At 70.5% G+C, this 21855-nt stretch carries 17 protein-coding genes and 1 tRNA gene; 8 read left to right on the plus strand and 10 right to left on the minus strand.

The annotated features are described in order from the left end of the window. Positions 1-90 precede the first annotated feature (90 nt). The 3 genes from ACK41C_RS13205 (at position 91) to ACK41C_RS13215 (ending at position 5489) form a co-directional block, all read left to right on the plus strand. The gene (locus tag ACK41C_RS13205; RefSeq protein WP_409655070.1) at positions 91-861 is read left to right on the plus strand and encodes a class II aldolase/adducin family protein; all 771 of its coding nucleotides are present in this window, start codon (positions 91-93) and stop codon (positions 859-861) included. 258 nt (positions 862-1119) lie between these two features. After that, on the plus strand, positions 1120-2304 hold the full coding sequence (locus tag ACK41C_RS13210; protein WP_409655071.1) for an efflux RND transporter periplasmic adaptor subunit: 1185 nt from the start codon (positions 1120-1122) through the stop codon (positions 2302-2304). Beyond that, on the plus strand, positions 2304-5489 hold the full coding sequence (locus ACK41C_RS13215; protein WP_409656666.1) for an efflux RND transporter permease subunit: 3186 nt from the start codon (positions 2304-2306) through the stop codon (positions 5487-5489). Before ACK41C_RS13210 ends, ACK41C_RS13215 begins: the two co-directional genes overlap by 1 nt. A gap of 220 nt (positions 5490-5709) precedes the next feature. Here the strand turns inward: ACK41C_RS13215 and ACK41C_RS13220 are convergent, their stop codons facing one another. The 3 genes from ACK41C_RS13220 to ACK41C_RS13230 all read right to left on the minus strand — a co-directional run bounded on the left by ACK41C_RS13220 (position 5710) and on the right by ACK41C_RS13230 (position 6757). Next, positions 5710-6228, minus strand: coding sequence for a c-type cytochrome (locus ACK41C_RS13220; protein WP_409655074.1), 519 nt, complete (start codon positions 6226-6228; stop codon positions 5710-5712). 102 nt (positions 6229-6330) lie between these two features. Further along, positions 6331-6483, minus strand: a complete 153-nt coding sequence (locus tag ACK41C_RS13225; protein ID WP_409655077.1) for a hypothetical protein — start codon at positions 6481-6483, stop codon at positions 6331-6333. 198 nt (positions 6484-6681) lie between these two features. Then, positions 6682-6757, minus strand: a tRNA-Thr gene (locus tag ACK41C_RS13230). A gap of 458 nt (positions 6758-7215) precedes the next feature. On the opposite strand from ACK41C_RS13230, the gene ACK41C_RS13235 reads away from it, so the two are divergent. Beyond that, positions 7216-7341, plus strand: a complete 126-nt coding sequence (locus ACK41C_RS13235) for a hypothetical protein (RefSeq protein ID WP_409655080.1) — start codon at positions 7216-7218, stop codon at positions 7339-7341. A gap of 3 nt (positions 7342-7344) precedes the next feature. Here the strand turns inward: ACK41C_RS13235 and ACK41C_RS13240 are convergent, their stop codons facing one another. Genes ACK41C_RS13240 through ACK41C_RS13250 form a run of 3 tightly spaced genes read right to left on the minus strand, consistent with a single transcriptional unit; the run spans position 7345 to position 10707 of the window. Next, positions 7345-8322, minus strand: a complete 978-nt coding sequence (locus ACK41C_RS13240) for a transglutaminase N-terminal domain-containing protein (RefSeq protein WP_409655083.1) — start codon at positions 8320-8322, stop codon at positions 7345-7347. Then, on the minus strand, positions 8322-9263 hold the full coding sequence (locus ACK41C_RS13245) for an alpha-E domain-containing protein (RefSeq protein ID WP_409655085.1): 942 nt from the start codon (positions 9261-9263) through the stop codon (positions 8322-8324). The genes ACK41C_RS13240 and ACK41C_RS13245 overlap by 1 nt, the downstream gene beginning before the upstream one ends. Positions 9264-9294: 31 nt before the next feature. Continuing rightward, positions 9295-10707, minus strand: coding sequence for a circularly permuted type 2 ATP-grasp protein (locus ACK41C_RS13250; protein WP_409656668.1), 1413 nt, complete (start codon positions 10705-10707; stop codon positions 9295-9297). 304 nt (positions 10708-11011) lie between these two features. Between ACK41C_RS13250 and ACK41C_RS13255 the strand changes: the two genes are divergently transcribed. After that, the gene (locus ACK41C_RS13255; protein ID WP_409655088.1) at positions 11012-12784 is read left to right on the plus strand and encodes an autotransporter assembly complex protein TamA; all 1773 of its coding nucleotides are present in this window, start codon (positions 11012-11014) and stop codon (positions 12782-12784) included. Next, positions 12781-16962 (plus strand): translocation/assembly module TamB domain-containing protein, encoded by a 4182-nt coding sequence (locus tag ACK41C_RS13260; protein WP_409655090.1) that lies wholly within the window; start codon positions 12781-12783, stop codon positions 16960-16962. Before ACK41C_RS13255 ends, ACK41C_RS13260 begins: the two co-directional genes overlap by 4 nt. A 79-nt stretch (positions 16963-17041) precedes the next feature. Here the strand turns inward: ACK41C_RS13260 and phhA are convergent, their stop codons facing one another. From phhA to hspQ, 3 genes are all read right to left on the minus strand, one after another. Then, positions 17042-17947 (minus strand): phenylalanine 4-monooxygenase, encoded by a 906-nt coding sequence (gene phhA, locus ACK41C_RS13265; RefSeq protein WP_409655092.1) that lies wholly within the window; start codon positions 17945-17947, stop codon positions 17042-17044. A gap of 114 nt (positions 17948-18061) precedes the next feature. After that, a complete protein-coding gene (locus tag ACK41C_RS13270; RefSeq protein ID WP_409655095.1) occupies positions 18062-18529 on the minus strand; it encodes a hypothetical protein in 468 nt (155 codons plus the stop codon). Positions 18530-18595: 66 nt separating this feature from the next. Further along, complete coding sequence (hspQ, locus tag ACK41C_RS13275; RefSeq protein ID WP_409655098.1) at positions 18596-18982, minus strand: heat shock protein HspQ; 387 nt, start codon at positions 18980-18982, stop codon at positions 18596-18598. A gap of 158 nt (positions 18983-19140) precedes the next feature. Here hspQ and ACK41C_RS13280 point away from each other — a divergent pair, with 158 nt between their 5' ends. After that, positions 19141-20265, plus strand: coding sequence for a Ppx/GppA phosphatase family protein (locus ACK41C_RS13280; RefSeq protein ID WP_409655101.1), 1125 nt, complete (start codon positions 19141-19143; stop codon positions 20263-20265). Next, positions 20262-20966 carry an RlmE family RNA methyltransferase gene (locus tag ACK41C_RS13285; RefSeq protein ID WP_409655104.1) on the plus strand — a complete coding sequence of 235 codons (705 nt, stop codon included), beginning with the start codon at positions 20262-20264 and terminating at the stop codon, positions 20964-20966. The genes ACK41C_RS13280 and ACK41C_RS13285 overlap by 4 nt, the downstream gene beginning before the upstream one ends. Here ACK41C_RS13285 and ACK41C_RS13290 read toward each other — a convergent pair. Beyond that, positions 20953-21843, minus strand: coding sequence for a LysR family transcriptional regulator (locus ACK41C_RS13290; protein ID WP_409655106.1), 891 nt, complete (start codon positions 21841-21843; stop codon positions 20953-20955). The genes ACK41C_RS13285 and ACK41C_RS13290 overlap by 14 nt on opposite strands. Positions 21844-21855: the final 12 nt, after the last annotated feature.

Here is a 21855-nt window from a genome sequence, read left to right on the forward strand (position 1 = left end):
CTCGCGCCCAGCGCCGCTTGACGCGGTCCCCTCCCGGCGCGACGTTGATGAACAACGATCAGGCAATGTCCGTCAGCAGGGAGGCCGCCGATGGCCGATGGTTCGCTCGCGAACGTGGGTTCGCTCAAGGGCAAGGTTAGCGCGCAGGAGTGGCAGGCGCGGGTCGACCTGGCGGCCCTCTATCGCCTGGTGGCCCTGCACGGCTGGGACGACGCCGTCTACACGCACATTTCCGCCCGCATCCCTGGGCCGGAGCACCATTTCCTGATCAATCCCTACGGGCTCTATTTCGGCGAGATCACCGCCTCGTCCCTGGTGAAGATCGACCTGGACGGCGCCATCCTTCAGGAGACGCCCTACTTCATCAATCCGGCGGGCTTCACCATCCACTCGGCGGTGCATGCGGCGCGCGAGGACGCGATGTACGTCATGCACCTGCACACCGACCAGGGCGTGGCCGTCTCGGCCCAGAAGGAAGGGCTCCTGCCGCTCACCCAGCACGCCCTGATCGTGCGGCCGATGCTGGCCTATCACGACTATGAGGGCATCGCGCTCAATCTGGACGAACGCGAGCGGCTGGTGGCCGACCTCGGCGACAAGCACGTCATGCTGCTGCGCAACCACGGCACCCTTTCGGTCGGCGAGACGGCGGGCGACTGCTGGAACCGCATGTTCTTCCTGGAGCGCGCCTGCAAGCAGCAGATCATGGCCCTGTCGGCGGGGCGCGAGAACGTGCTGATCGCGCCGGAGGCGGCCCAGGCCGAGGTGAAGAGCCAGACCAGCCGCGGCATCGGCGGCGGCCTCGCCTGGCCCGGCGCCCTGCGCAAGCTCGACCGGGAACTCCCCGGCTACGACGCGTGACGCGCTTACCGATTCGAAGTCATTTCCCTCTACAGGCGCCTGCGGGCGCCTGTTTCGTATGCGTTCCGGGTTCGCCGGGCGCGTTTGCGCAGGCGTCCGGCCCATAGGCTGCGCGCCGCCGGCTCTGTTTCAAGGCGGACACGCGCAGCCATCGTTCTGTTACTGGACGGCGCCTAGTAGCACGCATAAGACGCCGCGCGTTTGAATCCCCCTGTTTTCCGCCTCCCACATCGAGGCGCTGGAGCATCCAGAGCTTTGTTGAGACGTCATTTCTTCCTGGCCGGTGCGATCGTCGCCCTCATCCTGATGGTGCTCGTGGGCGGCTGGAAGCTGACGCTCGGCAAGAAGGAAGGCCCAGGCGCCGGCGGCGGCCCCGCCATGGCCCAGGGCGGACCGCCCGGCGGCGGAGGCGGGCGCGGCGGGCCAGGCGGCCCCGGCGGCGGCATGCCCGTCTCGGTCACCGCGGTCGAAGCTCGGACCTTCATCGATTCCATCGACGTGATCGGCGTGGCCAAGGGCCGGCAGTCGGTCACCCTGACGGCCGCCGCCACCCAGCTGGTCGAGCGGGTGCGGTTCTCGGACGGCCAGCAGGTGGCCCGGGGCGCAGTGCTGGTCGAGCTCAAGGGCACCGAGCAGAACGCAGCCCTCGCTCAGGCCCAGGCGCGCCTCGTCCAGGCCGAGCGGGAGTTCCAGCGCTGGCGCACCCTCGCCGACCAGGGCTTCGCCTCCAAGGCCGCGCTGGACGAGCGCGAAGCGGCCTACCTCTCCGCCCGGGCCGACGTCGACGCGGCCCGCGCCCGGCAGGCCGACCGGGTGATCCGCGCGCCGTTCGCGGGCGTGGTGGGCCTGACCGATATCGCGCCGGGAGCCCTGATCAACCCCGGCGCGCCGATCGTCACCCTCGACGACATCAGCACCGTGCGCGTCGACTTCGAGGTGCCCGACCGCTACCTCGCCGCCCTGCGCGAGGGGCAGCCGATCTACGCCCGCGCCGACGCCTATCCGGGCGAAACCATCCAGGGCCGCATCGCCAAGCTGGACACGCGGATCGACGAGCGTACCCGCTCCATCACCGCCCGGGCGGAATTCCCGAACCCCGGCGGGCGCCTGAAGCCGGGCATGATGCTGCGGGTCTCGATCGCCCAGGGCCAGCGGCAGAACCTGGCGATTCCCGAAGCCGCCCTCTCGGTCCAGGGCGACTCCGCCTTCGTCTACGTGCTGAACGCCCAAGGCGAGCGCACCGTCGCCGAGCAGCGGCCGGTGCGGACCGGCGCCCGCCAGGAGGGCTTCGTCGAGGTGCTCGACGGCCTGCGCGTCGGCGAACGCCTGGTCGCCGACGGCCTCAACAAGATCCAGCCCGGCCAGCCCGTGCAGCCCCTCGGCGCGCGGCAGGCCAATGGCGCGCCGGGAGCGGGGACCCAGGGCCCCCGGCCGCCGGCATGATGCTCTCCGACCTCTCGGTCCGCAGGCCGGTCTTCGCCGCGGTCGCGGCGATCATCCTCTGCGTGATCGGCCTGGCCTCCTTCGCAGCGCTGACCGTGCGCGAGCTTCCCAGCGTCGACCCGCCGGTGGTCTCGATCTCCACCACCTATCGCGGGGCCTCGGCCGAGGTGGTGGAGGAGCGCATCACCGAAGTGATCGAGCGCCAGGTGTCCGGCATCCAAGGCATCGACCGGGTCAACTCGTCCTCGCGCGACGGCCAGTCGCGGATCAACATCTCCTTCACCCTCGACCGCGACCTGGACGCGGCCGCCAACGACGTGCGCGACGCCGTCAGCCGGGTGGCCAGCAACCTGCCGCTGCAGGCCGACCCGCCGCAGATCGCTAAGGCCAACGCCGACGCCCAGCCGATCATCTTCCTGTCGTTCAACTCGACGACCCTGAACCGGCTGCAGCTTTCCGACTACGCCAACCGCTATCTCGTGGAGCGCTTCTCCACAGTGCCGGGCGTGGCCAATGTGGGCGTGGGCGGCAGCCAGCTCTATTCCATGCGCATCTGGCTCGATCCCGACGCCATGGCCGCACGCGGGATCACGGTCGACGATGTCGAGACCGCGCTCAACCAGCAGAACCTGGAACTGCCCGCCGGCGCGCTGGAAGCGCCCGCCAAGGACTTCACCATCCGCGTGGCGCGCGGCTACTCGACCCCGGAAGAGTTCGCCGACCTGCCGATCATCGCGGCGGCCAGCCGGTCGACGGCCGCCGCCTCGACCGCCGCTGCGGGCGCCCAGGTGACCCCGGCCCCCACCGGCGGCTACGTCACCCGCCTAGGCGACATCGCGCGGGTGGAGGAGGGGCCGGACGAGCGGCGACGGATCTTCCGCTCCAACGGCCGCGAGCAGGTCGGCATCGCCATCACCCGCCAGTCCCAGGCCAACGACCTGGAAATCTCCGACGGCGTGCGGGCGGTGCTGCCGGAGATCAACAGGTCGCTGCCGCCGGGCACCAAGCTGGAGGTGGCGGTCGACTTCACCATCTTCACCCGGCACGCCATCGAGGAGGTCTGGGCCACCATGGGCATCTGCCTGGCCCTGGTGGCGCTGGTGAACTACCTGTTCCTCGGCACCTGGCGCGCGGCGCTGATCCCCTCGATCGTGGCGCCGATCTGCATCCTTTCGACCTTCATCGTCCTGGCGCCGCTGGGCTTCTCGCTGAACCTGCTCACCCTGCTGGCCCTGGTGCTGGCCATCGGGCTGGTGGTCGACGACGCCATCGTCGTGGTTGAGAACATCCAGCGGCGGATCGACGAGGGCGAACCGCCCGTGGTGGGCGCCCAGCGCGGGGCGCGCCAGGTGTTCTTCGCCGTGGTGGCCACCACCATCGTGCTGATCTCGGTCTTCGCGCCGCTGATGTTCCTGCCGGGCTATATCGGCAAGCTGTTCGTGGAGCTGGCCGTCGCCATCGCCGCGGCCATCGCCTTCTCCTCGCTGCTGGCGCTCAGCCTCTCGCCGATGCTGGCCTCCAAGCTGCTGCGCCCCTCTCGGGGCGGCGGCTTCATGGCCCGGCTGGTGGACAATGCGATGAGCCGGCTGAAGGCGTCCTACCACGCCACCCTGGAGGCGATGCTGGGGCGGAAGGAAGCCTCGATCGCCGCCGCCGTGCTGGTCGTCGTGCTGGCCGCCGCCGCCGGCGGCCTCTTCGCCGCCCTGCCGCGCGAGCTGGTGCCCGACGAGGATCGCGGCCGGGTCGACATCTTCATCAACGGCCCCGAGGGCGCCGGCTACGACTATACCCAGGTCGCCACCCGCCAGGTGGAGACGCGCCTGCAGGAGCTGCTCGAGGAAGGGGTGATCCAGCGCTACATCCTGTCGGCGCCCCGCTTCGGCAACAATCAGTTCAATACGGCGGGCGGCAACGCGACCTTGGCCGAGGACGCCAAGATCACCTCCAACGAGCTTGCCGCGCAGTTGAATCGCGAGCTCTCGTCCATCACCTCGGTCCGCGCCATCGCCTCGGTGCGTGGCGGGTTGCAGCGTGGCGGCGGCGGGGGCGGAGGCGGCGTCGAGCTGATCGTCGCCGGCACCGAATATTCCGAGATCGAGCGCTGGCTGCAGCCGATCTACACCGCCGCCCAGAACAATCCCGGCCTGGCGCGGGCGCGGATCGACTATGAACCCACCAGCCCGCGCGTGCTGGTCGACATCGATCGTGAAAAGGCCGCTGCTCTGGGCGTCTCGGCCCAGGCCGTCGGCCGGGCGCTGGAGACCATGTTCGGCTCGCGCCGGGTGACCACCTACATCCGCAACGGCCAGGAATACGACGTCATCCTGCAGACCGACCGCGAGCGGCGCCAGACCGAGAACGACCTGGAAAGCCTCTATGTGCGCACCAGCTCCGGCGGCCAGGTGCCGCTGTCGGCGGTGGTCACCACCCAGGTGCGCGGCGACACGCCCGATCGTTCGCGCGTCGACCGCCTGCGCTCCATCAGCCTGCAGGCGCAGCTCAATCCCGGCTACACGGTCGGCGAGGCGGTGCAGTTCTTCGAGCAGGAGATCGCCAAGCAGCCGCCCGGCTTCCAGATCAAATGGGGCGGAGCGGCGCGGGACTATCTGGAGGCAGGCGGCGCCGTGGGCATAGCCTTCGCCCTGGCGCTGATCCTGGTCTTCCTCGTGCTGGCCGCCCAGTTCGAGAGCTGGATCCACCCGGCGGTGATCATGCTCACTGTGCCGGTGGCGGCGCTCGGCGGGCTGTTCGGCCTGCTGATCGCCGACTCCACCATCAACACCTACAGCCAGATCGGGCTGATCATCCTGATCGGCATCGCGGCCAAGAACGGCATCCTGATCGTGGAGTTCGCCAACCAGCTGCGCGACGAGGGGTTGTCGGTCCGCGAGGCGGTGATCGAAAGCGCCTCCCTGCGCCTGCGCCCGATCATCATGACCTCCATCGCCTCGGCGGCCGGCGCCATCCCGCTGATCGTCTGGGGTGGGGCGGGCGGCGAGGCGCGGCGCACCATCGGGGTGGTGATCTTCTCGGGCGCGATCTTCGCCACCCTCGTCACCCTGTTCATCGTGCCGGTGTTCTACAACCTGCTGGCGCGGTTCACGAAGTCGCCGCAGTCGACCGCCCGGCGGATCGAGGCTTTCGAGGAGGCCGAGCAGGCCCGCGCCGCCAACGCCGCGGAATGAAAAAAGACGCCTCCCGCGGGGGGAGGCGTCAGGATCTTTAGCGACAGATCGGCGCCGAATAGGGGGCATAAGGCGCCGACGATCCCGACGCCGGGGGAATGGCGACGGGATCAGAGGGGCGCAGCTGGGCGCCCGCCTCAGAGATGGTGCGCCCCGACGCTCCCGTCAAGATTGTAACGAGATTGTCAGCGCCTCAAAGGTTGTCTCGCTCTAGAGACTGTTAGGGCCGGTAGCCGGTCTCGACCTTCAGATAGGCGATCAGGTCGATCCGGTCCTTCTCGTTCTTCAGGCCGGCGAAGGACATCTTGGTGCCCGGCAGGAAGGTCCGCGGCTCGGCCAGCCATTTGTCGAGATGCTCGGCGTCCCAGACGAAGCCGGCGTTCTTCACCACCTCCGAATAGTTGTAGCCCTCCAGCGCCCCGGCCTTGCGCCCGAACACGCCGTGCAGGTTCGGCCCCGTCAGGTTTGCGCCGCCTTCCACGATGGTGTGGCAGGACCGGCACATGCCGAACTTGCGCCGCCCGTTCTCCAGGTCGGCGGTGTTGTAGGGCGCCGGCAGGCTGGCCAACAGCGCCTGGACCTCTTCGGGAGAGGCTTGCGGCGCGGGGGCCGCGGCCGCCGGCGTGGCGGCCGGCTCAGCGCCCGGCTCCGCACTCGTGGGCGCGCTGCCCCCGCCCTGGCCGCAGGCCGCCAGCAGGGCGCAGGCCCCGGCCACCGCCGTCACCGACACGATACGCATGGATTATCCCCTCAAGCTAAGCTCGCCGGAAGCTAGTGCCGATACGGCCCGATGCAAGGGCGGTTTTGGCGCGGAGCTTGTGAGGGAAAGGCGCGAACCTGATCAGAACGCCCAGCGCGCCAGGGCGATGATCCCCCACCACATCAGCGCGCTCGCCACGATGACGAACCACGCAGCCCAGTTCGGCCGCCAGACGGGCCGCCGCCGCCGCGCCGGGCGGGCCGCCACGCTGTCGGTCGGGGATGCATAGGCCATCGGGAATGCTCTCCACACGGGCGGGTTCGTTGGAACTTGAGTGCAATCCCTGGGCGCGTCACCTGCGACCCACCCGCGCAGGGGGAGCGGCGGTGCGGGTGCGGCGGGGGCGGAGGGCGTGGAATCCCCAAACTCGTTGGAGGTGCTGGCGATCTCCACCGACCCGTCCCGGCGAATTTGTCGCACGCCGAGAGGACCTGGTGCCGGCTGCAGGGCTCGAACCCGCGACCTTCGGTTTACAAAACCGCTGCTCTACCAACTGAGCTAAGCCGGCGCTCCAGGCGGCGGAGCGATGCCACGGCGGGCGGAGGCTGCCAAGCCCTTCGTTCCGCGCCATCAGCCCCAGGCCTGCAGCAGCCTCTGGCACCCGAAGCCGACGCCGATCCAGAAAGCCAGGCAGAACAGGATCACGGCCACCCGAATCCAGCGGATGCGACGCACCCAGAGCGGCAGTCGCAGCCTCCCGCGGCGCCCCGGCTTTCCGTCTTCCTTGCTCCCTCTGAAGGGGATCAACCGATTCACAGACACGCCCTCGTCCGATAGGCTTCGACGGCTCCGCGGGAGCGGGCGGCCGGAACGCGGGCATGATGCGGCCGGGGCAAGCGTCTGGGCAAAGGCGCCGCTGCTCAGGATGGGCTGGTTAACCGGCCTTAGGGGCGATACGCCCTGAGCGCGTGAGATCTATCGCGCAACTTTAACGCGCGGTTCACTTCGGGTGCGGCATAAGGGCTTATGGCTCAGGTTGTCCGCTTCCTCACGACGCTTCGAACCTCGCCGCGCCGGGCGATCCTGCTCGAACTGGCGTTCATCGCGACGGGCGCAGCCCTGCTGGGTCTCGGCTTCCTGGCGCTCGGCTGACGATCACTGCTGCTGCTGTTGCTGCTGGTCGTAGGCGAGGCCGCCGGCTCCGGCGCGGCGACGGCCCCCGCGAGCGAAGGCGGGCTGGGCCACGCGGATGAACTCCGGCTCGGTCAGGGCCGCCCGGGCGCGCCGCACCGACACCCCCACCGCAAGCTGACTCTCCGCATCGCCCTTGTAGACGCCGCGCGAGGGCGGCACGTCGTCGTAGTCGCGGCCGACGGCGGCGGCGATGTGACGCTCGCAGGCCTCGACGTTGTTGGTGGGGTCGAGGCCGATCCAGCGCACCGAGGGCAGGAACACCTCCACCCAGGCGTGGGTGGCGTCGGGATCGGACCGGTCGCCCGCCTCGCGGTCGGTGAACAGGTAGCCGGAGACATAGCGCGCCGGCACGCCCCAGCTGCGGCAGATCGCGATCATGATATGGGCGAAGTCCTGGCAAACCCCGCTGCGGGCCTCCAGGGCCAGGTCGATCGGGCTGTCGGCGTGGGTGACGCCGGTCTCGTAGCTGAAGGATTCGTAGATGGTGCGCGAAAGCGCCCGCACGGCCGTCAACGGGTCGCGCGCCTTGAGTTCGTCGAGGCGACGCTCGGCTGCGAAGGCGCGCAGGGCCTCGGTCTCCACGGCGAAGCCGTGGTGATGCAGGAAGTCGAAATGCTCCCCGCGGACGAAGTCGCTCCGCAGCCGATCCCATTCCCCCATGTCCAGCGCGTCGGGCAGGGGCGGCGAGGCCTGGGTCTCCACGGCCGAGCGGGCGACGATGTTCAGCCGGTCGTGCGGCTGGGGCACGTCGAAGTGATAGACGGCGTTGCCGAAGGCGTCGGCGTAGGAGAACAGCTGGGCCGGCGGATCGAGCTCCAGGTCGAAGGAGACCAGGCGTTGGCGCGCGCCCTTCTGGGGCTGCATCCACACCTCCATGACGCTTTCGCGCACCGGCTCGGCGTAGTGGTACTGGGTGACGTGGCGGATCTCGAGCAGCATCAGGCGGGCAGCCGAAGTTCTAGGGGATAGGCGACGAAGGTCTCATGGACCGCGCCGTGGATGGCGGCGCACTCGTCGAGCAGGGTGGCGAGGAAGCCGGCCGCGCCGGCCGCCGCCAGCTCCTCCATGTCGGCATATTGCAGCCGCGCGCGCAGCCGCCCGGCCAGGCGCTCGGGCCCGGCGTGGCCGGCGGCCTCCACATAGCGGCTCAGGGCCGAGACATGCTCCTCGATGCGCGCGGTGCAGAAGCGCAAAGAGCGGGGGAAATCGTCGTCCAGCAACAGGAACTCCAGGATCCGCTGCGGCCGGATGTCGGCCGTGTAGCGCCGCAGATAGGGCTCCAGCGCGCAGCTCATCCGCAGCACGCTGACCAGGGCCAGATGGTCGTCCAGCGGGCGGCGGCGGTCGCCGAAACAGACCTCCAGCAGCCGCCCGATCAGCTGGGCCCGCTCCAGATAGATTCCGGCCACCAGGAACCGCCAGCCGTCGCCGTGGCTCATGGTGGCGTCGGCCGCGCCCTTGAAGAGGTGCAACTCGGCGATCGTCTCGTGCAGGAAGGCCGAGGAGCCCTCCGCGAACTGCTTGGCGGCGTCCGGCCCGCTCATGCGCAGGTGGATGAGGTTCAGCCGCTCCCAGGTTTCCGTGGTGATCTGGTCGCGTACCTGGCGAGCGTTCTCCCGGGCGCGGGCGAGCGAACTTGTGACCGAGCCCAGGTCCTCTCGGTCGAGCGTCAAGGTCCTGGCCGCCTCGTAGGGGGAGAGCGCCCTGACCGGGTCGGGATCGCCCACGGCGGTCAGCGCGATCCGCGCCACCTGCGCCGCGCCGTCCGACTGGTCGAGGGTGGCGTTCAGCATCACGTCCGACAGGCGGCACAGGTGCTCGGCGCGCTCCACATATCGGCCGATCCAGTAGAGGCTGTCGGCGACCCTGGCGAGCATCATGCGAGCGATCTCCGGAAAGACTCCACGAGCATCATGGCTGCACCTCCTGCGGCCGGTCGGCCAGCACCCAGGTGTCCTTCGATCCGCCGCCCTGGCTGGAATTGACCACCAGCGAGCCCTTGCGCAGCGCCACGCGGGTAAGCGCGCCGGGCGTCACCACGATCTTCTCGCCCGACAGGATGAAGGGGCGCAGGTCCACGTGCCGCGGCTCGATCTTGCCGTCCACCAGGCAGGGGGCGGTGGAGAGCTGGATGGTCGGCTGGGCGATGTAGTTGTCGGGATTGGCCTTGATGACCTGGGCGAAGGTGTCGCGCTCCACCTGGCTGGCGTGGGGCCCGATCAGCATGCCGTAGCCGCCGGACGCCCCCACCGCCTTGACCACCAGCTTGTCCAGATTGGCCAGCACGTGGTTGAGCTGCGAGGGTTCCCGGCAGAGGAAGGTCTCGATATTGGGCAGGATCGGATCCTCACCCAGATAGTAGGTGATGATGTCCGGGACGTAGGCGTAGAGCGCCTTGTCGTCGGCCACGCCCGTGCCGGGCGCATTGCAGATCACCACGTTGCCGGCCCGATAGGCGTTGAAGAGACCCGCCGCGCCCAGGCCGGAATCCCGCCGGAAGGTGAGGGGGTCGATGAAGTCGTCGTCCACCCGGCGGTAGATCACGTCGATCCGGCGAAGGCCGGTGGTGGTGCGCATGTAGACCATGTTGTCGTGCACCACGAGGTCGCGCCCCTCGACCAGCGGGCAGCCCATCAGCCGGGCCAGGTAGGCGTGCTCGTAATAGGCGGAATTGTAGACGCCGGGCGTCAGGACCGCGACCTGCGGGTTCGGGCGCCAGTCGGCCGCCATGCTCTTCAGCGTCGCCAGCAGCATGTCCGGATAGCGGTCGATGGGGCGCACATTGGCCGCCCGGAAGGTGCCGGGGAAGGTTCGCTTGGCCGCCTCGCGGTTGGCCAACATGTAGGAGACGCCGGAGGGGACGCGCAGATTGTCCTCCAGCACCGCGAACGAGCCGTCGGTCTGGCGGATCAGGTCCGAGCCGCAGACATTGGCGTAGGCCTGATGCGGCACGAAGAGGTTCTGCATCTCCCGCCGGTAGGAGGGCGCACGCAGCACCAGCTCGCGCGGGACGACGCCGTCCATCAGGATCCGCTGGTCGCCGTAGATATCGGCCAGGAACATGTTCAGCGCCCGCAGGCGCTGGGTCAGGCCCGTCTCGATCTTCTCCCACTCCGCCGCCGGTATGATGCGGGGCAGGAGGTCGGTGGGGATGATCCGCTCCGTGGAGCTCTCGCCGCCGTAGACGGTGAAGGTGATGCCCTGCAGCAGGAAATAGCGTTCCAGCGTCCGCTGCCGCTCGGCCATCTCCGCGGAGGCGAGCGTGGTCATCCGGTTGTGCAGGGCGGCGTAGTGCGGCCGGACCCGCCCGTCCGGAGCCAGCATCTCGTCATAGGGCCGGTCGGCCGACGGCGCATCCGGCCCCGAATCCGCAGTCACGTCCGACCTTTGCGCATCCGCCACGCCGTACTCCACCTGAGCTCCCCTCGACCTGAGACTGCCCCGACCTTAGGAAGCCTGGCCTGCGAGCAAGCGGCTTTGTCGGAATCGATGAAGGCTCAGGCGAGAACTGCCCAGCATTTGGGCAAGTTTCTGCGCATCGCGAAAGCACCTTGAGCGTTCGAAGGGTGACATCCCGGCGCGAGGCGGGCTACACGCCGATTTCGGGGGCTCTGTAAGGAAGACTGGCTTGGGACGAGCGGTCCTCGTGTTCGCCGCCGCAGCGGCGCTCTGCGCCTCCGAAGCTCGGGCCCAGGCGCCGCGCGCGACGGTCGAGGGCGAGCTGGACGCCGACCTGCGCGAAGCCGTCGTCCAGGCGATCGGGGAAACCGACCGCCCGATCGCCAATCGCTTCGAGGCACGCCGCCGGGCGCGCGAGGCGGGCGAGGACGCCATCGCCGTGCTTCGCTCCGAAGGCTATTACGCCCACGAAGTGGAGCCGGACGTCTCGGAGGGCGAACCGCCGAGGCCCATCGTCCGCATCGCCCCGGGCGAACGCTTCACCATCGCCGATCCGAAGATCGACTGGATCGCGCCGGAGCCGGAGCCGCAGGTGCGCCGGGCCGGCGAGGCGGTGATGGGCCTGGCCGAGGGGCAGCCGGGCCGGGCCGCCGACGTGATCGGCGCCGAAGGGCGGATCGTGGCCGCCGTCCAGAAGCGCGGCTACGCCGATGCGGCCTCGCGTCCGCGGCAGGTGATCGTCGACCATGCCGACCACACGATGCGGCCGACCTTCCGCATCGAGTCAGGGGCGCTCGTCCGGCTCGACGGGCTGTCGCTGGTGACCGAGGGGCGCACCAACCGGGCGTGGCTCGAGCGTCTCGCGCCCTGGACCTCCGGCGACCGGTACGACCCCGAAGACGTCGCCGAGCTGGAACGCCGCCTGCTGGACACCGGCGTCTACGACTCCGTCACCGTCGGCCTGGCGCCGCGGGAGGAGACGACGGAGGACGGGCTGCGGCCGGTGGTGGTCTCGCTTTCGGACCGCCGGCGCCGGACGCTGGAACTGGGCGCCAGCTACTCCACGACCGAGGGCCTGGGCGCGGACGCGCGCTGGACCCGCTACAACACGCTCGGCCGAGCGGACACCCTCTCGGTCTTCGCCCGCGCCTCCAATGTGGACAGCCGTTTGGGCTCGGAGCTGACCCTGCCGCACTGGCGGCGGCCCCAGCAGACCCTGAAGGCCCGCGCGGCGGCCTACCGCACCCGCACCGACGCCTATGACGAAACCGGCGTGGGGGTTAGCGCCGACGTGCAGCGGCGGTTCGGCAAGACCTCCTACCTCACCGTGGGCGCCTCGCTCGACTACAGCGAGACTGAGGAGGTGCAGGCGGCGCTCCTCACCCCTCTAGGCCGCGAACTCATCACCGTGGCGGGTTTCGCCGCCATGTCGCTCGACCGCTCGGACGATCCGCTCGACCCGCGGCGCGGGTGGCGCCTGGAGGCGCGGGGCGAGCCCACCTACATCGCCGGGGACGAAAGCCTCCCCTACCTGAAGGTCCAGAGCCAGGGCACGGCCTATCTGCCGCTCGATCCGCTGGCGCGGACGGTGGTCGCAGGCCGCGTGCGCGCCGGCGCCCTGGTGGGCGGGTCGGTTCCCGAGGTTCCAGCCTCCCGTCGCTTCTACGCCGGCGGCGGCGGCTCGGTGCGCGGCTACTCCTACCAGGCGATCGGCCCACGGCTCGCCGACAACACACCCATTGGCGGCGCATCCCTGTTCGAGGCCTCGCTGGAGCTGCGGCGCAAGGTCACCGACCGCTGGGGCGTGGTGGCCTTCGTCGACGCCGGCGCGGTGGGGACCGGCCAGATCCCTACCGGCGACGACCTCAGCGTCGGCGCAGGGCTGGGCGTGCGCTACGATCTCGGCTTCGGGCCGATCCGCGCCGACATCGCCATTCCGCTCGACCGGCGTTCCGGCGACCCGGCCTTCCACATCTATCTCAGCATCGGCCAGAGCTTTTGAGCGAGACGACGGACCATACCGAGGCTCCGGCCGAGGCGATCTCCAAGGCGGCGAAAAGCTCGCGCCTGCCCAAGGTGATCCTGATCGTCTGCGCGGTTCTGGGGCTGCTGCTGGGCGGCTTGCTGCTGACGGCGCGCTACGGCGTGGTCCTGCCGCAGGGGCGGCTGCTGCTCGAAGCGCAGCTGGAGGGACTGAAGATCGGGCGTTTCGGCCGCCTGAAGATCGAGGGGCTGGAGGGCGACGTCTGGCGCAACTTCACCGTCCGTCGGCTGACCGTGGCCGATGAGCAGGGGGTGTGGCTGGAGGCGAGAAACGTCGCCGTTTCATGGCGTTATCTAGAACTCCTGCGCCGCCGGATGCATGCCGATGAGATCTCGGCCGAGCAACTCACCCTCATCCGCCGGCCGACCCTGACACCCAAGACCGAATCCCGCGGCCTGCCGATCAGCTTCGTGCTCGACAAGGTGACCGCGCGGGTCGAGATGCTGCCGGAGTTCAGCTATCGCCGCGGGCTCTACGACCTTTCCATGAGCCTGGACGTCCAGCGGCGCAACCGCGGCCAGACGGGGGAGATCGCCGCCCGCAGCCTGCTGCACGAGGGCGACCGGCTGAACTTCGTCTTCGACATGGGCAAGACGCGGCCGCTGCTGCTCGAACTCGACGCGGTGGAGGCGCAGGGCGGCGCCCTGGCCGGCGCCTTGGGCTTCCCGGCCGACCAGCCCTTCGCCCTGCAGGTGCGCGCCCAGGGCCAGAACGGGCGCGGCGACTTCCGGGCGCTGGCGAGAACCGGAGAGACGACGCCCCTGGAGGCGCAGGGCGCATGGGCGCAGGCCGGAGGCGCAGCGCAAGGGCGGCTGCTGCTGACCGCCTCGCAACTCACCCGCGGCCTGGCCGAGCGGCTGGGGCCGGAGGTCAGCTTCAACGCCGTCGGGCGCGAGGCGGGCGGCGGACTCCATCAGATCGAGCTGGACGCCGCCTCGGCCAATCTCCGTCTCGTCGCCCGCGGGCGCGCCGATGTGGGCGCCCGGCGCACAGGCCCTGCGGGGCTGGCGGTGACGCTCTCCACCGCTGAACTGTCGCGCCTGACGGGCGGTCCGGAGATGGGCGCGACCCAACTCTCCGGAACGCTCCGCGGATCGCTGGAAGACCTGCGGTTCGAGGGGGCCGGCGAGGTCGCGCGCCTGCGCCTCGGCGGCTACGGCCTGGAGCGGGTCAGCGGTCCCGTCGAACTCACCCGCCGTCGCGGCGAACTCAGCCTCGCCGCCCGGCTGTCCGGAGCCGGCGGCCGCGGCGAAGGCTATCTGGCCGCCCTGCTGGGCGCGCGGCCGACGGCCACGGTGCAAGGGGCGCGGCTGGGCGACGGGCGGTTGATGCTGCGCGACATCCAGGTCACGGGGCCGGGCCTTCGCGTCCAGGCCAGCGGTGGGCGCAGCCTGCTGGGCGGCCTGAATTTCCGCGGGACCGCGGACGTCTCAAACCTCGCGGCCGCGCGTGCGGGGGCCTCCGGAACGCTCCGCGCAGAATGGAGCGCCGCCCAGGGCGGGGCGGGCAGGCCCTGGAACCTCTCGGTCGATGCACAGGGACGTCAGCTCGCCCTCGGGTTCTCCGAACTCGACCGGCTGCTGGGGGCCGCGCCTCGGCTCACCGCGCGCGGTGAGATCCAGGGCCGGCGCCTGGCGCTGTCCCAAGCGCGCCTCGACGGCGCGGAACTGAACGCGGCTGCGGCCGGGGTCTGGGACCGCGGCGAGGGCATGCGCTTCAAACTCGACTGGGACGCGAACGGCCCGTTCCGCGCCGGCCCGGTGGAGATCACCGGCCGCGCCAGCGGGTCCGGCGCGATCACCGGCGTGGCTGCGGCTCCGCGGCTGGACATGACCGCCGATCTGGAAGCCGTCGACGTGCCGCGCCTGCCGCTGCGCGACGGCCGGCTTACTTTAAGCTTCATGCGCCGCCAGGACGGTTCGGCCGGAGTGGCGGCTCTGGAGGCGCAGAGCGCCTATGGGCCGGCTCGCGCGCGTTCGGCCTTCCGGTTCCCGCGCGGCGGCGTCGACCTGACCGAGCTGTCGCTGGACGCGGGCGGCGTGACGGCGGAAGGCGCCCTGTCCCTGCGACGGGGAGCGCCGTCCGCCGCCGACCTGCGGGTGCGGGTGGCGCGCGGCGCCTTCCTGGAAGGCGGCGAGATCGCCGGGACCGCACGGATCGTCGACGCCGCCGGCGGTCCCACGGCCGACATCGACCTCGCCGCCCGCAACGCCGTGCTGCCCGGGGCGCGGCTCGCCATCCGCGACGGTCGCGTGAGCGCCGAGGGGCCGATGGCTCGATTGCCCTATACCGCAGCCCTGGCCGGCAACTCCGCCGAGGGGCGCTGGAGCCTCGCCGGCCGCGGCCTGCTCGCCGAGGAGGAGGGCGGCCGCCTCGTCACCTTCGACGGCTCCGGCCGGTTCGGGCGGCGGGAACTGCGTACGGTGGAGACCGCTCAGATCCGTTTCGGCGAGGCGGGGCGTAGCGCCCGGCTGAGGATGGCGGCCTCGGACGGCGGCCGGATCGAACTGGACGCGCGACTCGCCCGCAACGACGCCGACATTCGTGCGCGCCTCGACGGCCTGGGGCTTGGGCTTCTCAATGAGGATCTCAGCGGTTCGGCCGATGCGGTCCTGACCCTTACGGGCGAAGGCGGGCGCCTGCAGGGCGTGCTGGATGCGCAGCTCACCGACGCCCGCGGGCGCGGTTCGCCGGCGATCCAGGGCCTGGACGGCGTATTCCAGGCGCGTCTGGGCGGCGAACGGCTTCTCATTCAGGCGGCCCTGAGCAACGAACAAGGGCTCCGCGCCACCGCCGACGTGATCCTGCCGACGGAGACCTCGGTCGCACCGTTGCGCCTGGCCATCGTGCGCAACCGGCCCATCGACGGCCGCTTCTTCGCCGACGGCGACGTCCGCCCGCTCTGGGACCTGTTCGTTGGGGGCGAGCGGGAGCTGGCGGGCCGGGTGCGCCTGTCGGGGAACCTTGGCGGCACCCTTGCCGATCCGACCGCGACGGGCGAGGCCCAGGTCGACGGCGGCCGCTTCTCCGACGGCGCGACGGGGCTGGTTCTTCAGGACGTCACCTTGCGCGCCGCCTTCACCGACAACGTGGTGGACGTGACCCAGGCGCGCGGAACCGACGGCGCCGGCGGTTCGCTGTCCGGGGCGGGGCGGATCAGTCTTCTGCGCCAGGGCGCGAGCACCTTCCGCCTGGACTTGCGGAATTTCCGCCTCATCGACAACGACCTGGCGACGGCCTCGGCCTCGGGCCAGGCGACCTTGAACCGTAACGCCGAGGGGCGCGTGCGGCTTTCCGGCGACCTCACCATCGACCGCGCCGACGTGACCGCCCGGGTCACCGGAACCTCGGGCGTGGTGAATATGGACGTGATCGAGATCAACAAGCCGGTCGACGTCTCCGGCGCCCTGCAGCCGGTGCGGACCGGCGGCCCGGCCGTGGCTCTGGACGTGCGGCTGCGCGCGCCCCGCCGGATCTTCGTCCGCGGCCGGGGCCTGGACGTGGAGCTTTCCCTCGACGCCCAGGTCGGCGGTACGACGGCGCGCCCGGCCCTGAGCGGCACGGCCCGGGTGGTGCGGGGCGACTACGACTTCGCGGGCAAGCGGTTCGAGTTCGACGAGCGGGGCGTGGTCTATCTCGCCACTTCGCCCGAGGCGATCCGCCTCGACTTGACCGCCACCCGCGAAGATCCGGCGCTGACGGCGGTGGTGCGGGTGCGCGGCACGGCCGCGCGACCGGAGATCACCCTGACCTCGGAGCCGGTCCTGCCGAACGACGAGGTGCTCTCCCAGGTGCTGTTCGGCCGCTCGGCTTCGCAGCTCTCGGCCCTGGAGGCGGCCCAGCTCGCCTCGGCGCTCTCGGCGCTGGCGGGCGGCGGCGGCTTCGACGTGATCGGCAACCTGCGCAGCTTCGCCGGTCTCGACCGCCTCGCCCTGGCCGGCGGCGACGAGTCCGGCGTCACGGTGGCGGGCGGCAAGTACCTGACCGACGATGTCTATCTGGAGCTGATCGGCGGCGGCCGCGAGGGGCCGGTGGCCCAGGTGGAATGGCAGGTCCGGCGCAATCTCTCGATCATCTCGCGCATCGCCGGCCAGGGCGACGGGCGCTTGGCGGTGCGCTGGCGTCGGGACTATTGAGCCGCAGAGCGCGTTCCGCAAAAGTGGAACCCGGATTTGCGATCAGAACGCGCTCAACTTTTTGAATCTAGAGCACGATTCAACGGTCAGACGGTTCCGTCTGACCGCATCGTGCTCCCGCCAGCCGACCCCCAGCCGCGGCGTAGGCCTGGGTCCCGCGGGTGAAGATGCGGTCCTCCGGCACGATCTCGGCTATGGAAATGTCGGAGGCTTGGGCGAGTCTCGCATAGATCGGGCCGAAGTCCTGCAAGGTCGCGTCCAGCAGCGACTGCAGCGACGGGATCACGAAATAGACCTGCTGGAAATCGTCGATGCGGTAGGGGGTGCGCATCGTCCGCTCCAGGTCGAAACCCAGGCGGTTGGGCGAGGGATCGTCCAGGGCGAAGATCGATTCCGCATGGCTGGAGACGATGCCGGCGCCATAGATCCGCAGGCCTTGCGGCGTTTCGAGCAGGCCGAACTCCACCGTGTACCAGTACAGGCGCGCCAGGTTGTGTAGCCGCCCGAGGCCCAGCGCCCGGCGCCCGCCCTCGCCATAGGCCTGCATGTAGTCGGCGAAGACCGGGTCGGTCAGCATGGGCACGTGGCCGAACACGTCATGGAAGACGTCCGGCTCCTGCAGGTAGTCCAGTTCCTCCGGCTTGCGGATGAACTGCCCGGCCGGGAATCGGCGGTTGGCCAGGTGATCGAAGAACACGTCGTCGGGCACCAGGCCCGGAACGGCGACCACGCTCCAGCCGGTCAGCCGCGTCAGCTCTTCGTTGATGCGGGCGAAGTCCGGGATGCCGCCGCGATGCAGGTCGAGCGCGTCGAGGCCTTTGAGGAATGGATCGCAGGCGCGGTCGGGGAGCAGCTTCACCTGGCGCTCATAGAGCGTCGTCCACACCTCGTGCTCGGCCGGGGTGTAGGAGTCCCAGTCCTGATCGATCGTCCAGTCGGCCCGCGCGCCCGGCGGCGGGCCCCCGGTGAAACCATCGGCGCTCATGGGCTCAGAATGAGCCCGAATCCCTGAAAGTTCCGTTCGGATTAGGCCCGAAAACCGACCCGCGGCGGTGGAAATTTGCGCGTATGGCCGGCGCATTCGAACGCCTATGCGCGGTCAGCCGCGATACCAGCCGCCGACCACGCAAGCCACCTCTCCACCGGAAATCGTCACGGTCGCCGCATGACCGACGCCGGGCTTGAAGACCTTCGTGCCGCCAGCGGCGGATACGGCCACCACATCTGGCGCGGTGAACTGGCAGATGCGCCGAACTTGCTTGTTCCAAGGCGGGCCTTCCACCACGGGGATGCAGGCGACGTGGCCGAACCGGCGGGCGAAGGTCGCGCCGCCATAGTCGAACACCAGCGGATCGCGTGAGCCGTAGATCGCCGGCGTCGGCTTGGAAATTGCGGGGCAGGGCGGGCCGGAGATGGACCAAGCAGCGCGCATATCCTGCTCGCCCGACCAATGGAGGTAGCCGACCAGCGCCGGGACCGCCGCCACGAGCGCGAAGACGCCTGTTATGCCAAGGAGGTGGAAGGGAACGAGGGCGCCCGCGGTCTGCGTCAGTCCCCGATTGGCCATGGCGGCGCCCTCATCGCTTGCGCGGCAGCATGACTCTTCGACCTAAAGGCGTAAACCCGGCGCGGCTTAGTGGCTGACGCGCGGCTTCAGGGTGTAGTGGCCGTCGGAGAAGCTTTCGAAGATCAGCGAGGCCTGCGGGTGGCCGATGGGCTCGCCGCTCTCGTCGGGCAGCAGGTTCTGCTCGGACACGTAGGCGACATAGGCCGTCTCGTCGTTCTCGGCCAGCAGGTGATAGAACGGCTGGTCCTTGCGCGGGCGGATGTCCTCGGGGATCGACAGCCACCACTGCTCGGTGTTCGCAAAGGTGGGATCGACGTCGAAGATCACGCCCCGGAAGGGGAAGTGGCGGTGGCGGACGACCTGGCCGATCGCGTACTTGGCCACGCGCGGCTCGGCGAGAACCGCCGGGTGGCTGGTCAGATCGCGTCCAAATTTGACGGTGCGAGCTTCCATGATCCCGAATCTAGCCCGGCGCACATAACCGGGAGGTGAACGTAATGATCACGGGCCCGTGTGCAAGGCTGCGCCTTCCGGCGCGCGAACTGGCTTGCTACAGTCGCCTGTGAAACGAGGCGCTGTTGTCCGCGCCTGCGAAGGACGGGTGGCGGTCCATGTCTGAGGCGCCGAGGGCGCCCGGCGCCATGAGGAATGGCCTGGGAAGGTCGGGATCCGGGGATTCGCCGCTGTACGGCGCCCTTGATCTGGGCACCAACAATTGCCGGCTCTTGATCGCCACGCCCGCGGGCCGCAGCTTCCGCGTGGTGGAGGCCTATTCGCGCATCGTCCGCCTGGGCGAGGGCCTGACCCAGAGCGGGCGGCTCTCGGAAGCCGCCATGGAGCGGGCGCTCGCCGCCTTGAAGGTCAGCGCCGAGAAGGTCCGCCGACGGCGCGTGATCAAGCTCAAAGCCATAGCCACTCAGGCCTGCCGCATGGCGGAGAACGGCCAGGAGTTCATCGACCGGGTGGCGGAGGAGACGGGCCTGCGCCTGCAGATCATCTCGCCGCGCGAGGAGGCGCAACTCTCGGTCGCCGGCTGCCTGAACCTTCTCGACCGCGGCGCCGACGCCGCCCTGGTGGTCGATGTGGGCGGCGGCTCGACGGAGCTTTCCTGGGTCGACCTGAAGGCCGGCGGCCTGCCCCCCGACCTGACCCGTTTTGCGCCGGGTCGGTTGCCGATCCGCGCCTGGCTCTCGATCCCGATCGGCGTCGTCACTCTCGCGGAGCGTTTCCCGGAAGGGGAGGCGGCGACGGAGGGCTGGTTCCGCGCCATGGTCGAGACGGTGAAGGCCGAGCTTGCGGCGTTTCGCCGCGCCGATCCCCTGCGCGAGGTGTTCGACGCCGATCGGGCGCACCTGATCGGCACGTCCGGCGCCATCACCAGCCTGGCCGGCATGCACCTGGGCCTGCGCCGGTACGACCGCAGCCGCGTGGATGGGATCTGGATGACGCGGGAGGAATGCGACGCGGCCGCGGGCCTGCTGCTCAACCTTTCCCCGCGAGAGCGGGCCGACCAGCCTTGCATCGGCCCCGACCGCGCCGACCTCGTGCTCGCCGGCGCCGCCATACTGCAGGCTGTGCAGGAACTGTGGCCCTGCACGCGGGTGCGGGTCGCCGACCGTGGCTTGCGCGAGGGCATCCTGATGTCGCTGATGTCGCCCGACGGCGGTGCACGCCGCCGCCGCCGCCGCCGCAACCGCCGGGCCTCGCCGGCGCCTCAGGCCGAGGCTGCGGAATGAGCGAGCCGCCCCGCAAACGCATGGTCCGCCCCCCGACGGGCGGCACGGAGGAGGGCAGGGGCCGCCCCGCCCGCCTGAAGACCGCCAAGGAGCGCACCGCCTCGTCCCAGGCCTGGCTGGAGCGCCAGATCAACGACCCCTTCGCCGCCAAGGCGCGCGCCCACGGCTATCGCAGCCGCGCCGCCTACAAGCTGAGTGAGATCGACGACCGCCTCCGCCTGCTGAAGCCCGGCGTGCGGGTGGTGGACCTGGGCCTCGCCCCCGGCGGCTGGACGCAGGTGGCGCTGGAGCGCGGGGTGACGAACATCGCAGGCGTCGACCTGCTGCCCGTGGACCCGCTGCCGCCGGCCCAGATCCTGGAGATGGACTTCACCGATCCCGCCTGCGGGCCGAAGCTGATCGAGCTGCTGGGCGGGCCGCCGGACGTGGTGCTTTCCGACATGGCTCCCAATACGGTGGGGCACAGGGCCACCGACCACCTGCGGATCATCGGCCTGATTGAAGCGGCCGCGGATTTCGCCATCGGCGTGCTGAAACCCGGCGGCGCCTTCGTCGCAAAGGCCTTCCAGGGCGGCGAGACGGCCCAGATCATCGCCGAGCTGAAGCGCCACTTCCGCGAAGTTCGCAACATGAAGCCCAAGGCCAGCCGGGCGGATTCCTCGGAGGTCTATCTGGTGGCGACGGGGTTCAAGGGGCGGTAGGCGCCGGCGGCGTCTTCGCGCCTTCTTCCACCAGCCAGTCGGCGAACTGATCCACGGCCTTCGGCAAGGCGCCGGGGCTGCGCAGCAGGGCGAAGGCGCTTTCGGCCTTGCGGAACCCGAGCGGGGCGGCGAGGCGGCCCGCCAGCACGTCTTCGGCCACCAGCGGCCACGGCAGGATGGCCGCGCCCAGGCCCGCGAGCGCCGCGTCCATGGCGAAATGGAGGTGCGCGAAGGGCCTGACCGGCGCCGGGCCCAGCTCCACGCCCGCCAGGGCCGCCCAGATCGCCCAGCCCTGCGGATGGGTCTGGGCCGCCAGGCGCGTCGCGCGCAGGGGCTCGGCGGCCAGCGCCGGGACCATCACGGGCCCGATATGGTTGTCCATGAAGCGGGTCACGCCCGGTTCCGACAGGTGGCTGGAGCCCAGGATCCGCACCACCGCATGGGCGCCGCGGTGGGACGTGGCGTGGGACGGGAGCTCCGCCAGGTGCAGGCGCACGCGCGGTCGCGCCTCTCCGAAGGCGGCCAGGCGCGGGATCAGCCACTTCACCGAGACCGAGGCGTTGACCGCGACATGCAGGTCCTCGCCCTCGGCGCCCCGCACGCGCAGGGCCGCCGCGGCGATGGAATCGAAGGCCTCGGTGAGGGCGGGCAGCAGGTCGCGGCCGGCCTCGGTCAGCTCCAGCCTATGCTTGGGTCCGGTGAAGAGCCGCACGCCCAGGCTCTCCTCCAGGGCCTTCACCTGGCGGCTGACCGCGCTGTGGGTGACGGCGAGCTCCTCCGCCGCCAGGGTCGCACGCCCCGTCCGCGCCATGGCCTCGAAGGCGCGCAGGGCGTTCAGCGAGGGCAGGGCGCGCCTGGATGTGAGATTTTCGAACATCTCAGATCCTAT

The organism is Phenylobacterium sp. (genome assembly GCF_046290725.1).
Lineage (GTDB): Bacteria > Pseudomonadota > Alphaproteobacteria > Caulobacterales > Caulobacteraceae > Phenylobacterium.